The sequence below is a fragment of the Streptomyces sp. OfavH-34-F genome, assembly GCF_022347745.1.
GTDB lineage: Bacteria > Actinomycetota > Actinomycetes > Streptomycetales > Streptomycetaceae > Streptomyces.
In genome coordinates this window covers 1-11,856 of the sequence record NZ_JAKRGC010000196.1, presented here as the reverse complement: position 1 = coordinate 11,856, position 11,856 = coordinate 1, and the positions used below count along the sequence as shown (strand labels likewise).

10 protein-coding genes and 1 pseudogene are annotated in these 11,856 nt (G+C 71.6%); 6 read left to right on the top strand and 5 right to left on the bottom strand.

Annotated elements, in window-relative coordinates; genetic code table 11:
- A pseudogene (locus MHW47_RS23995) lies at positions 1-550 on the bottom strand (hypothetical protein); the annotation flags it as partial.
- A gap of 182 nt (positions 551-732) precedes the next feature.
- On the opposite strand from MHW47_RS23995, the gene MHW47_RS23990 reads away from it, so the two are divergent.
- Complete coding sequence (locus MHW47_RS23990; RefSeq protein WP_239225848.1) at positions 733-2,154, top strand: choice-of-anchor A family protein; 1,422 nt, start codon at positions 733-735, stop codon at positions 2,152-2,154.
- Between the two features lie 24 nt (positions 2,155-2,178).
- On the opposite strand, the gene MHW47_RS23985 is transcribed toward MHW47_RS23990, so the two are convergent.
- On the bottom strand, positions 2,179-2,670 hold the full coding sequence (locus MHW47_RS23985; RefSeq protein WP_239225847.1) for a hypothetical protein: 492 nt from the start codon (positions 2,668-2,670) through the stop codon (positions 2,179-2,181).
- A gap of 99 nt (positions 2,671-2,769) precedes the next feature.
- Here MHW47_RS23985 and pip point away from each other — a divergent pair, with 99 nt between their 5' ends.
- Positions 2,770-3,738: a prolyl aminopeptidase gene (gene pip / locus MHW47_RS23980; RefSeq protein ID WP_239225846.1), complete on the top strand. Its 969-nt coding sequence runs from the start codon at positions 2,770-2,772 to the stop codon at positions 3,736-3,738.
- Positions 3,739-3,800: 62 nt separating this feature from the next.
- Positions 3,801-4,796: an aldo/keto reductase gene (locus MHW47_RS23975; protein ID WP_239225845.1), complete on the top strand. Its 996-nt coding sequence runs from the start codon at positions 3,801-3,803 to the stop codon at positions 4,794-4,796.
- 201 nt (positions 4,797-4,997) lie between these two features.
- Here MHW47_RS23975 and MHW47_RS23970 read toward each other — a convergent pair whose 3' ends face one another.
- On the bottom strand, positions 4,998-6,332 hold the full coding sequence (locus MHW47_RS23970) for an MFS transporter (RefSeq protein ID WP_239225844.1): 1,335 nt from the start codon (positions 6,330-6,332) through the stop codon (positions 4,998-5,000).
- Positions 6,333-6,390: 58 nt separating this feature from the next.
- Positions 6,391-6,831, bottom strand: a complete 441-nt coding sequence (locus MHW47_RS23965; protein ID WP_111336836.1) for a MarR family winged helix-turn-helix transcriptional regulator — start codon at positions 6,829-6,831, stop codon at positions 6,391-6,393.
- 157 nt (positions 6,832-6,988) lie between these two features.
- Here MHW47_RS23965 and MHW47_RS23960 point away from each other — a divergent pair, with 157 nt between their 5' ends.
- Complete coding sequence (locus tag MHW47_RS23960; protein ID WP_111336834.1) at positions 6,989-7,177, top strand: ribbon-helix-helix protein, CopG family; 189 nt, start codon at positions 6,989-6,991, stop codon at positions 7,175-7,177.
- Between the two features lie 19 nt (positions 7,178-7,196).
- On the opposite strand, the gene MHW47_RS23955 is transcribed toward MHW47_RS23960, so the two are convergent.
- The gene (locus MHW47_RS23955) at positions 7,197-8,651 is read right to left on the bottom strand and encodes an NCS2 family permease (RefSeq protein ID WP_239225843.1); all 1,455 of its coding nucleotides are present in this window, start codon (positions 8,649-8,651) and stop codon (positions 7,197-7,199) included.
- 192 nt (positions 8,652-8,843) lie between these two features.
- Between MHW47_RS23955 and MHW47_RS23950 the strand changes: the two genes are divergently transcribed.
- Together MHW47_RS23950 and MHW47_RS23945 are read left to right on the top strand one after the other, a co-directional pair.
- A complete protein-coding gene (locus MHW47_RS23950) occupies positions 8,844-9,113 on the top strand; it encodes a DUF2530 domain-containing protein (protein WP_239225842.1) in 270 nt (89 codons plus the stop codon).
- A gap of 103 nt (positions 9,114-9,216) precedes the next feature.
- Positions 9,217-11,685, top strand: a complete 2,469-nt coding sequence (locus MHW47_RS23945; protein ID WP_239225841.1) for an HAD-IC family P-type ATPase — start codon at positions 9,217-9,219, stop codon at positions 11,683-11,685.
- Positions 11,686-11,856 lie beyond the last annotated feature (171 nt).

The window sequence follows — 11,856 nt, the reverse complement described above, 5'->3', positions numbered from 1 at the left end:
CCCACACCGCCCCGGCCGCCGCGGCCAGCCGGGCCGCCGTCTCGCCCAGGGCCCGCCCCAGCGCCCGCTCCGGGGTGGTCCCCCGCTCGCACCACAGCCGCAGCCGGTCGAACGACCAGGCCGTGGCCCAGCCCATCAGCGGCCGGAAGACGAGGCGGTCGGCGAGCCGGCCCGGCCGCCCCCAGCGCGGCTCGTAGTCGTACCCGGTGAGGAAGCGGAGCCCGTCCGGGCCGGGCACGTAACGCCAGTACCCCCGCCCCTCCGTGAGGAACGACAGCGGGTGCGCGCAGGCGAAGCGGAGGGCCGACGTGCGCGTGCCGTCCGGGCGGTGGCGCTCGCCGGCCGAGACACCGGTGCCCGCCACGAGGAGGCCGGGCAGCACCCGCACCCCGTACGTGAAGCGCTGCGGTTCCCCCTCCGCGACCGGCAGATACGCGATGCGCGTGAAGCGCAGGTCCCAGCGCTGATGCCGCGCCGGGTCCTGGGTGCGCTCCCAGACGCACTCCAGACCGGCCCGTATCCGGGCCTCCACATACAGACCACCGGCCATCGGCCGCACCCCCCACCGTTTTGAGCACTCGCTCAAATCCCGTCCCGGCCGACAGTAGAGGAGTTTGAGCGACTGCTCAAGCGACGGACGGAGGACCGGCGGGGCGTCCGTGCGGGTGGATCACGGGCCGCGACGCCGGGACGTACCCCAACCTGTATGAAAAGCATGCATACCTTCCCGGCATGAAACGCACCGCTGCCGTCGCCACGACGGCCTGCCTCATCTGCCTGGGCGCCACCGCCCCCGCCACCGCCGACTACTCCGGCAACCCGCTCGCCGGCGGCCAAGGGTTCGGCGTACTCGTCCAGGACGACGCCGTGCTGGGCAGTACGGAGACCGAGGGCTCCGTGGCCATCGGCGGAAACCTCACCTACGGGCCGGGGTACAACGTCGCGCTGCACACCCCCGGCACCTTCACCGCACCCGGCGACGCCCACCCCACCGCGCTGCTCGTCGGCGGCCGGATCGACCACGCCGCCAGCTCACCGCAGGGCGTGCTCCAGGTCCTCAACGACGGCTACGTGAAGATCGGCGACCCGGCCGGTTCCTCGATCCTCACCGAGGACGCCAACAACGCCCAGGTCAACACCCGAATCGTCGAGGAAGGCGCCGACTACGAGTCCACGCCCCGCGTCCAGGAAACGACGCGCCAGCCGGCCGAGTCCGTCACGGACACCACCGGACTGCCGGACCTCGACGCCCTGTTCACGACCTTCCGCGACCGCTCCGACGCGATCGCCACCTGCGCCACCGACGTCGTCCTGCGGGACGCCTCCGGCACCCCGCTGCCCGACCAGACGGGCTTCCCCGCCGGGACGAGCGCCCACATCCGGCTCACCGAGGGCCGGACCAACGTCCTCCGGCTGACCGGCGAACAGCTGAACAACCTCTCCGAGCTGGTCTTCGACAACCAGCCGACCGCCTCGACGCCGTTCGTCGTGAACGTCGACACCACCGGCACCGACGGCACGTACGTCTGGCACCTCCCGAACCTCGCGGGCGTATCCGGCGACCAGGCCCCGTACATGCTGTGGAACTTCCCCGACGCGACGGACATCACCCTCGCCGACGGCGACTCGCTGGAGGGCACGATCTACGCGCCCCGCGCCCACCTCACGGACCTCGACCCGTCGAACATCGAGGGCACGATCGTCGTACGGCAGCTGACGGCCGGACCGCTCAGCGCCGACGCCTCGACGGCGGTCGACGCGGGCGAGATCCACGAGTTCCCGTTCGCCGCCGACATCGACTGCGGCGGCACGGAACCGTCGCCGTCGCCCAGCCCGACCGACTCGTCCCCAAGCCCGAGCCCGTCCCCCACGGGTTCGACCCCCGCCCCGACCCCGTCGGACTCGACCCCCGCGCCGTCCCCGTCGGACTCGACACCTGCCCCGTCGCCGTCGTCCCACGAGCCCACCCCGGGGCCCGGCCCGACGCACAGCCACCCCGTGCCGCCCGGCCACGACGGCGGACACCACCGGCCGCCCGGCGGCTGGCTCGCCGACACCGGCACGGCCACCCCCCTGTACGCGGCGGCCGGAGCGTTCGTCCTGGCCGCGGCCGGCATCCTCCTGCTCGGCAGGCGCCGCCGCCCGCAGCACTGAGGTCACCGGGGCGCCGGCCCAGCCTCAGCGCCCCGGAAACCGCTCCCCGCAGGCACTGCAGAACACCGGCGCCGACTCCTGGGACATCCGCCCGCACTCCGGACACACCCGGTCCAGCGAGCACGGCGCCTCCCCGCCCTCGTACGCCCGCACCACCGGCTTGACCGCGAGCCCGGGGCGGCGCCGGTGAACCGTCAGATAGGCCAGCCCCTCCGGCCCCGCCGTCAGGGACCGCCGCGAGGTGCGGGGCAGCCAGGTGACCGTGCTCGGGGCCAGCGTCAGCGCCTCGGACCCGTCCCCGGGCACGAGCCGCCCGCCGCCCGCGAGCACCACCAGCAGGACGTCGAGCACGTCCTCCTGGTGCTCCCCCACCTCCGCCCCCGGCGGCAGCCGCACCAGATTGGCGTCCAGCTCCCTCCCCCGCCGGTCGAGCTGCCACAGCGCCCCCCGGTCGTCCGGGCCCGCGGCGGCGAGCAGTTCATCCAGCACGGCGAGTACCTCGGGAGTCGCGTTCACGACGCCCAGATTACGACCGCGCGTAAGCTGTGCGCCCTTCCCGTACGCACCCCCGCAGACACCGCCGTACGCCGCCGCACAGCGAGGAGACGCCCCGTCATGTCCGACGAGAAGTACCCGCCGATCGAGCCCTACGACCACGGCATGCTCGACGTCGGCGACGGCAACCACGTGTACTGGGAGGTGTGCGGCAACCCCGAAGGGAAGCCCGCCGCCGTCGTGCACGGCGGCCCCGGCTCCGGGTGCGGGACGGGGGCGCGGCGGGTCTTCGACCCGGAGCGGTACCGGGTCGTGCTCTTCGACCAGCGCAACTGCGGCCGGTCCACCCCGCACGCCGGCGACCCGGCCGTGGACCTGCGCCACAACACCACGGACCACCTGATAGCCGACATGGAGCGCCTCCGCGTCCACCTAGGCATCGACCGCTGGCTGCTGCACGGCGGCTCCTGGGGCTCCACGCTGATCCTGGCGTACGCCGAGCGGTACCCGGAGCGGGTCAGCGAGATCGTGATCCCCTCCGTGACGACGACCCGGCGCTCCGAGATCGACTGGCTGTACCGGGGCGCGGGCCGCTTCTTCCCCGAGGCGTGGGAGCTGTTCCGGGCGGGCGTCCCGGAGGCGGCGAGCGACGCCACGCCGGACGTGCTCGCCGCGTACGCCCGCCGCACCGCGGACCCCGACCCGGAGGTCCGGGCGCGGGCGACGGCCGACTGGTGCGCCTGGGAGGACGCCGTGCTGTCGCAGGAGGCGTACACCGGCCCGCCCCCGTTCAGCGGCCGCCCCGACCGGGCGCAGCGGGCGCTGGTCCGGATCTGCGCCCACTACTTCTCGAACGGCGCCTGGCTGGAGGAGGGCCAGCTGATCCGGGACGCGGGACGGCTCGCCGGGATTCCCGGGGTGCTGGTGCACGGGCGGATGGACATGGGCGGACCGCTGATCACCGCGTGGGAGCTGGCCCGGGCGTGGCCGGACGCCGAACTGACGGTGATCGACGACGCGGGCCACCTCGGCGGAACAGCGACCCGGCGGGCCCTCATCGCGGCACTGAACCGGTTCGCCCGCAGCTGACGATCCCCGTAAGGAACACACCGCTTGCTTCGAGCGTGCTCGAAGGCGTTGGCTGGGGAGTCATGAAGTACACGCAGCTCGGACGCACCGGACTCAAGGTAAGCCGCCTCGTCCTGGGGACGATGAACTTCGGCCCCCAGACCGACGAGGGCGACAGCCACGCCCTCATGGACGCCGCGCTGGACGCCGGCGTCAACTTCTTCGACACCGCGAACGTCTACGGCTGGGGCGAGAACAAGGGCCGCACCGAGGAGATCCTCGGCAGCTGGTTCGCGCAGGGAGGCGACCGCCGCGACAAGGTCGTCCTCGCCACCAAGGTCTACGGCAACATGGGCCCGGACGGCGAGGCCTGGCCGAACCACGACAAGCTGTCCGCGGTCAACATCCGCCGGGCGGTGGACGCCAGCCTCAAGCGGCTCCGGACGGACCACATCGACCTGTACCAGTTCCACCACGTCGACCGGGACACCCCGATCGAGGAGATCTGGCAGGCCATCGACGTCCTGGTCCAGCAGGGCAAGATCCTGTACGCCGGTTCCTCGAACTTCTCCGGCTACAAGATCGCCCAGGCCAACGAGCGCGCCCGGCAGCGCGGCAGCTACGGCCTGGTCAGCGAGCAGTGCATCTACAACCTGATGCAGCGCGGCGCCGAGATGGAGGTCATCCCGGCGTCCCGGGAGTACGGCCTCGGGGTCATCCCGTGGTCCCCGCTGCACGGCGGCCTGCTGGGCGGGGCGCTCCGCAAGCAGCGCGAGGGCGGCGGCGCCCGCTCCGCCTCCGGCCGCGCCGCCGACGCGCTGGCCGACCCGAAGGTGCGGGCGCAGGTTCAGGCGTACGAGGACCTGCTGGAGAAGCACGGCCTGGAGCCGGGCGAGGTCGGCCTCGCCTGGCTGCTGACCCGGCCGGGCGTCACGGGCCCGATCTCCGGTCCGCGCACGCGCGAGCAGCTCGACTCGGCGCTGCGCGCGGTGGAGCTGGAGCTGTCGGCGGAGGTGCTGGCGGCGCTGGAGGAGATCTTCCCCGGTCCGGGCCCCTCACCGGAGAACTTCGCCTGGTAGGCGCGTACGGGCCCGGCGGGCTCAGCCGAAGGCGGCCGCCACGGCGACGACGGCGAACATCAGCACGAGCACCACGGCCATGACGCGGTTTCTGGTCTTCGGGTCCACCCGACGAGCGTAACCGGACCGGCCCCGGTGACCACGAAGCGGCCCCGCCCCGGAACTCCGGGACGGGGCCGCGCGGCTTTCCGCGTACGGGCGTCAGGCCACCGTCGCGAGGCGCTCGCGCGGCACCACGCGGACCTGGGGGCGGCCCTGGTGCAGGCCCACCTTGACGCGCAGGCCGCCGACGCGGACCAGGATCGCGCCGATGCCGAGGGCCGCCAGCAGCGACAGCGCGCCGCCGAAGGCCATGCCGGTGCGGGCGCCGTACGTGTCGCTGATCCAGCCGACGATCGGGGCGCCGACCGGCGTACCGCCGACGAACACCATCATGTAGAGGCTCATCACGCGGCCCCGCATGGCCGGGTCGGAGGCCATCTGGACGCTGGTGTTGGCGCTGATGTTGGTCGTCAGGCCGATCATGCCGATCGGGACGAGCAGCAGCGCGAAGATCCAGACCGCCGGGGCGAGTGCCGCGACGACCTCCAGCAGGCCGAAGGCGGTGGCGGCGAGGACGAGCATCCGCAGCCGCGAGGAGCGGCGGCGGGCGGCGAGCAGGGCGCCGGCCAGCGAGCCGGCGGCCATGAGGATGTTGAAGAACGAGTACATCCCGGCGCCGCCGTGGAAGATCTCGTCCGCGAAGGCCGTCAGCCAGATCGGGAAGTTGAAGCCGAAGGTGCCGACGAAGCCGACCAGGACGATGGGCCAGACCAGCTCGGGGCGGCCCGACACGTAGCGCAGCCCTTCCCGCAGCTGGCCCTTGGCGCGCGGCACGATGACGGCCTTGTGCAGCTCGGCGGGGCGCATCATCAGCAGGCCGACGATCGGGGCGGCGAACGACAGGCCGTTGAACATGAAGGCCCAGCCGCTGCCGACCGTGGTGATCAGCACACCGGCGACGGCGGGGCCGATGAGCCGGGCGGACTGGAAGTTCGCCGAGTTCAGGCTGACCGCGTTGCGCAGCTGGGCGGGTCCGACCATCTCGGAGACGAAGGCCTGCCGCGCCGGGTTGTCGACGACGGTGACCATGCCGAGCAGGAACGCGATGAGATAGACGTGCCACACCTGCACCACGCCGGAGAGCGTGAGCGCGGCGAGCACGACGCCGCAGGCGCCGAGGGCCGCCTGGCTGACGAGCAGGAGCTGCCGCTTGGGCACCCGGTCGGCGATGACACCGCCGTACAGGCCGAAGAGCAGCATGGGGAGGAATTGGAGGGCCGTGGTGATGCCCACGGCCGCGGCGGACCCGGTGAGGCTCAGGACGAGCCAGTCCTGCGTGATGCGGGACATCCAGGTACCGGTGTTGGAGATCACGGCGCCCGTGGCGAACAGGCGGTAGTTGCGTATCTTCAGCGACGAGAAGGTCCCGCCGGTCTTGCTCTCGTGGGTGGAAGTCGGTGCGGGGGCGGAGTCTGCTCCGGATCCCGTACTCAAAAGGGTTCGCCTCCTCGGGCGTGGACAGCGTACGGCTGACGAGGGGCCCGGCACGGGCCTACAGGTGGGCGAGCTTCTCCAGCACCGGCGCCGCGTTGCGCAGCGTCTCCCACTCGTCCTCGTCCAGGCCCTCGGCCAGGGTGGTGAGCCAGGCGTTCCGCTTCTTGCGGCTCTCGGCGAGCATGGCCTCGGCCCGCTCGGTCTGGCTGACCACCTTCTGACGACGGTCATCGGGGTGCGGTTCCAGCCTGACCAGACCCTTCGATTCCAGCAACGCGACGATGCGGGTCATCGACGGAGGCTGCACGTGCTCCTTGCGGGCCAGCTCACCGGGGGTGGCCGAACCACAACGGGCGAGGGTGCCGAGCACCGACATCTCGGTCGGGCTGAGCGACTCGTCGACGCGCTGGTGCTTGAGGCGCCGGCCGAGCAGCATGACGGCGGAACGAAGGGAGCTCACGGCGGCGGCACTGTCGCTGTCGTGGATCAGGTCAGGCATGTTTGTTAGCGTAACTCATTACCTACTCTAAAGACCACTCGTGATACACGCGCGAGAGCGGGATCACGGAGCGCGTTCACCAATCGATCACCCAAACGAGTGAGTCGGCGGCGGAAAATCACGCACGACGGGCCTGCGGGACGTAACCCTGCTTGCCATGGGATCGACCGTGCTCAGCCTGCGCATAGACGGTGAGCTGCTCGACCGGCTCAAGCAGCATGCCGCAAAACGCGGAATGAGCGTCCAGGACTATGTGGTCCGGACGCTCATTCGCGACGACTTCGACGAACGCTTTCAGTCGGCCGTGGAGGAGACGGAGAAGTTCTACGCCGACGAGGCCGGCTGACCGCCGGCCCGCGACACCCTTACGTGAGGCCGAGCGCCGGCATCATGTAGTAGAAGACGAAGACCGCCGAGACCGCGTACATGGCCACCGGCACCTCGCGTCCGCGCCCGGCGGCCAGCCGCAGCACGCTGAACGCGATGAAGCCGATGCCGATGCCGTTGGTGATCGAGTACGTGAACGGCATCATGACCATGGCGAGGAACGCCGGGATCGCGAGCGTGTAGTCGCTCCAGTCGATGTCCCGCACCGAGCCGGCGATGATCAGGAAGCCCACCGCCAGCAGCGCGGGGGTCGCCGCCTGCGAGGGGACCATGGTCGCCAGCGGCGTGAGGAACAGCGCCACCGTGAACAGCAGCCCCGTGACGACGCTGGCCAGACCCGTGCGGGCGCCCTCGCCGACGCCGGCCGTGGACTCCACGAAGCAGGTCGAGGCGGAGGAGGAGCTGGCGCCGCCCGCGGCGACCGCGACACCGTCGATGAACAGCACCTTGTTGATGCCGGGGAAGTTGCCCTCGGGGTCCGTCAGCTTCGCCTCGTCACCGACGCCGAGGATGGTGCCCATCGCGTCGAAGAAGCAGGACAGCAGCACGGTGAAGACGAACAGGACGCCGGTCAGCACGCCGACCTTCTGGAAGCCGCCGAACAGGCTGAACTCGCCCAGCAGCCCGAAGTCCGGCGTCGCCACCGGGTTGCCCGGCCACTCCGGGACGGTCAGCCCCCACGCCTTGCCCGGCAGGTCCGCCACGGCGTTGACGATCAGCGCGACGACGGTCATCGCCACGATGGAGATGAGGATCGCGCCCGGCACCTTGCGGACGAGCAGGATCAGCGTGAGCAGCGCGCCGAGGACGAAGATCAGGACCGGCCAGCCGTTGAGGTGGCCGTCGCCGCCGAGCTGGAGCGGGACGGTGGTCATCGCCTTGTCGGGGATGCGGGAGACGAAGCCCGAGTCCACCAGGCCGATCAGCAGGATGAACAGGCCGATACCGATGGCGATGCCCTTGCGGAGCGAGCCCGGTACGGCGTTCATGACCCGTTCCCGCAGCCCGGTCGCGACCAGCAGCATGACCACGATGCCCGCGAGGACCACCATGCCCATGGCGTCCGGCCAGGTCATCCGCGGGGCGAGCTGGAGGGCGACGACGGTGTTGACGCCGAGCCCCGCCGCCAGCGCGATCGGCACATTGCCGATGACGCCCATGAGCAGCGTGGAGAACGCGGCGGTGATGACGGTCGCGGTGACCAGCTGGCCGCCGTCGAGGAACTGCTCGTTCACGTCCTTCGCGCTGCCGAGGATGATCGGGTTCAGCACGATGATGTAGGCCATCGCGAAGAAGGTCGCGAATCCGCCACGGATCTCGCGGCCTACCGTCGACCCCCGCTCGGAGATCTTGAAGAAGCGGTCCAGGCCGCCGGAGGGCTGGGGAGCCGGGGGAGGCGTGGCATCGACCTTGGCGGTGACCGAGGGGGACATGGATGACCTCAGTATCAGTACGTACGCAGAGGGGAAATAAGCGGTCGGCTTTGGACTTTTACACGAATAAATCGAGCCAGTCTGAAGCAGATTCAGTATGAATACATAAGGCGAAGATCGCTATCTCCGCGCGTAGACCCTTGCGCCGCCTGGCCCGGCCACGCGTGTGTACGCGCCGCATACACTGACCGCATGGCGAAGTGGACACCGAAGCACGAGGCACCGGAGCCCCTGGAGGGCCCCGTCGTCGCGACGATCACCGGCGGCACGATCCTGTGGTTCGTCCTCTTCCTCGTCCAGATCCCGTTCTACGGCTGGTTCGACGACCACGGCCACCTGTGGTGGGTGTGGACCTGCCTGGCCGGCGCGGGCCTGGGCCTGATCGGCATCTGGTACGTACGGGGGCGCGACGCGGCCCTCAAGCGCGCGGCGGCGGCATCGGCGGACCCGCAGCCGGAGTGAGGCCCTCCCGCGTACGACCACGGGACCATCTCCCTCCTCCCCCGGTCTGATCTTCATACCCCCCGGCGGGTGTCCCGGACGTTCCACCCGTACCGTCTGAACCATGACGCAGCGGGCATCCAATCCCTCCGGGGAGCAGCGAACCGGCGCCACCGGGCGGCCGGCCACGATCGACGCGGGAGCGGAGCTGGACCCGGTCCACCCGGTCGAGCTGCCGGACCCGCCCGCCGGGGGCGGGCTGACCTCGGCGGAGGTGGCCGAGCGGGTCGCGCGGGGCGAGGTCAACGACGTACCGGTACGGTCCTCGCGGTCGATGGCCGAGATCGTCCGGGCCAACGTCTTCACCCGGTTCAACCTGATCATCGGCGTGCTCTGGGTGATCATGCTCTTCGTGGCGCCGATCCAGGACAGCCTGTTCGGGTTCGTGATCGTCGCCAACACCGGCATCGGCATCGTGCAGGAGTGGCGGGCCAAGAAGACGCTGGACAGCCTCGCGGTCATCGGCGAGGCCAAGCCCGTGGTCCGGCGCGACGGCACGGCGGCCCCGATCCACACCTCCGAGATCGTGCTGGGCGACCTGGTCGAGCTGGGCCCCGGCGACAAGGTCGTCGTGGACGGCACGGTCGCCGAGGCGGACGGCCTGGAGGTGGACGAGTCCCTGCTCACCGGCGAGGCGGACCCGGTCCTCAAGCGGACCGGCGACACGGTGATGTCGGGCAGCTTCGTCGTCGCCGGCGGCGGCGCGTTCACCGCGACGAAGGTCGGGCGCGAGGCGTACGCGGCTCAGCTCGCCGAGGAGGCGTCCCGCTTCACGCTCGTCCGCTCCGAGCTGCGCAGCGGCATCTCGACGATCCTCAAGTACGTCACCTGGATGATGGTGCCGACCGCGATCGGGCTGGTGATCAGCCAGCTGGTGGTCAAGGACAACAACATCAAGGACTCCATCGCCCGCACGGTCGGCGGGATCGTCCCGATGATCCCGGAGGGCCTGGTCCTGCTGACCTCGGTGGCCTTCGCGATCGGCGTCGTCCGGCTGGGGCGCAAGCAGTGCCTCGTGCAGGAGCTGCCGGCCATCGAGGGCCTGGCCCGGGTGGACGTCGTCTGCCTGGACAAGACCGGCACCCTCACCGAGGGCGGCATGGACGTCACGGAGCTGCGGGCGCTCGGCGGCGCCGACGAGCCGTACCTGCGCCGTGTGCTGGGGGCCTTCGGCGCCTCCGAGCCCCGCCCCAACGCCAGCCTCCAGGCGATCATCGACGCCTACCCGGCGCCTGCGGAGGGCGGCTGGCCGGTCACCGGCACGCTGCCGTTCTCCTCCGCCCGCAAGTACAGCGGCGCCGCGTTCACCGAGGACGGCGGCGCGTCCTCCGCCTGGCTGCTGGGCGCCCCGGACGTGCTGCTGGACGAGGGCGATCCGGCGCTCGCGGAGGTGGACCGGCTCAACGAGCAGGGGCTGCGGGTGCTGCTGCTGGCCCGCGCCCGGGGCGAGCTGGAGGCCGCGGACGCGGCGCGGGGCGCCGAACCGGCCGCCCTGGTCGTCCTGGAACAGCGGCTGCGGCCGGACGCCGGGCAGACCCTGGCCTACTTCGCGGACCAGCGGGTCGCCACGAAGGTGATCTCCGGGGACAACGCGGTGTCGGTCGGCGCGGTCGCCGGGAAGCTGGGGATGCCCGGCGCGGAGCACCCGGTGGACGCGCGGCGGCTGCCTGCGGACCAGGACGAGATGGCGACGGTGATGGAGGAGAACGCGGTCTTCGGCCGCGTCACCCCGCAGCAGAAGCGGGAGATGGTCGCCGCGCTCCAGTCGCGCGGGCACACCGTGGCGATGACGGGCGACGGCGTCAACGACGTCCTCGCGCTCAAGGACGCGGACATCGGCGTCTCCATGGGCTCGGGCTCCGAGGCGACGCGCGCGGTCGCCCAGATCGTGCTCCTGAACAACAGCTTCGCGACGCTGCCGTCCGTGGTCGCCGAGGGCCGCCGGGTGATCGGCAACATCACGCGGGTGGCGACCCTGTTCCTGACGAAGACCGTGTACTCGGTGCTGCTGGCCGTGCTGGTGGTCTGCTTCCAGGTGGAGTACCCGTTCCTGCCGCGCCACCTGACCCTGCTGTCCACGCTGACGATCGGCGTCCCGGCGTTCTTCCTGGCGCTGGCCCCCAACACGGAGCGCGCCCATCCCCACTTCGTGCGGCGCGTCATGCGGTACGCGATCCCCTCGGGCGTCATCGCCGCCGCGGCGACCTTCGTGACGTACCTGATCGCCCGGAGCCACTACGCCGGCACGGGCGCGCTGGACGCGGAGACGAGCGCGGCCACCCTGACGCTGTTCCTGGTCTCGATGTGGGTGCTGGCGATCATCGCTCGCCCCTACACCTGGTGGCGGATCTGCCTGGTGGCGGCGATGGGGCTGGCGTTCCTGGTGGTGCTGGCGGTGCCGTGGCTCCAGGACTTCTTCGCGCTGAAGCTGGTGGGCGCGCAGATGCCGTGGACGGCGGTCGGCATCGCCGCGGTCGCCGCGGTGGCGCTGGAGTACGCGTGGCGGCTGGTGGGCCGCCGCTTCGGGGCGTAGCCGCGGAGGGCCGCCGCGGAGGGCCGCCGCCTCCTTCGCGGGAGGCGGCGGGGCGCGGCTCAGTCGAACCAGCGGTCCCGGGCCAGTTCCGCCGTGCGGGACGGGTCCTCCAGCAGGGCCGCGACCTCGAAGCGGCGGGGCCACTGGCCCGCCGCCCCAGCCCAACCCGCC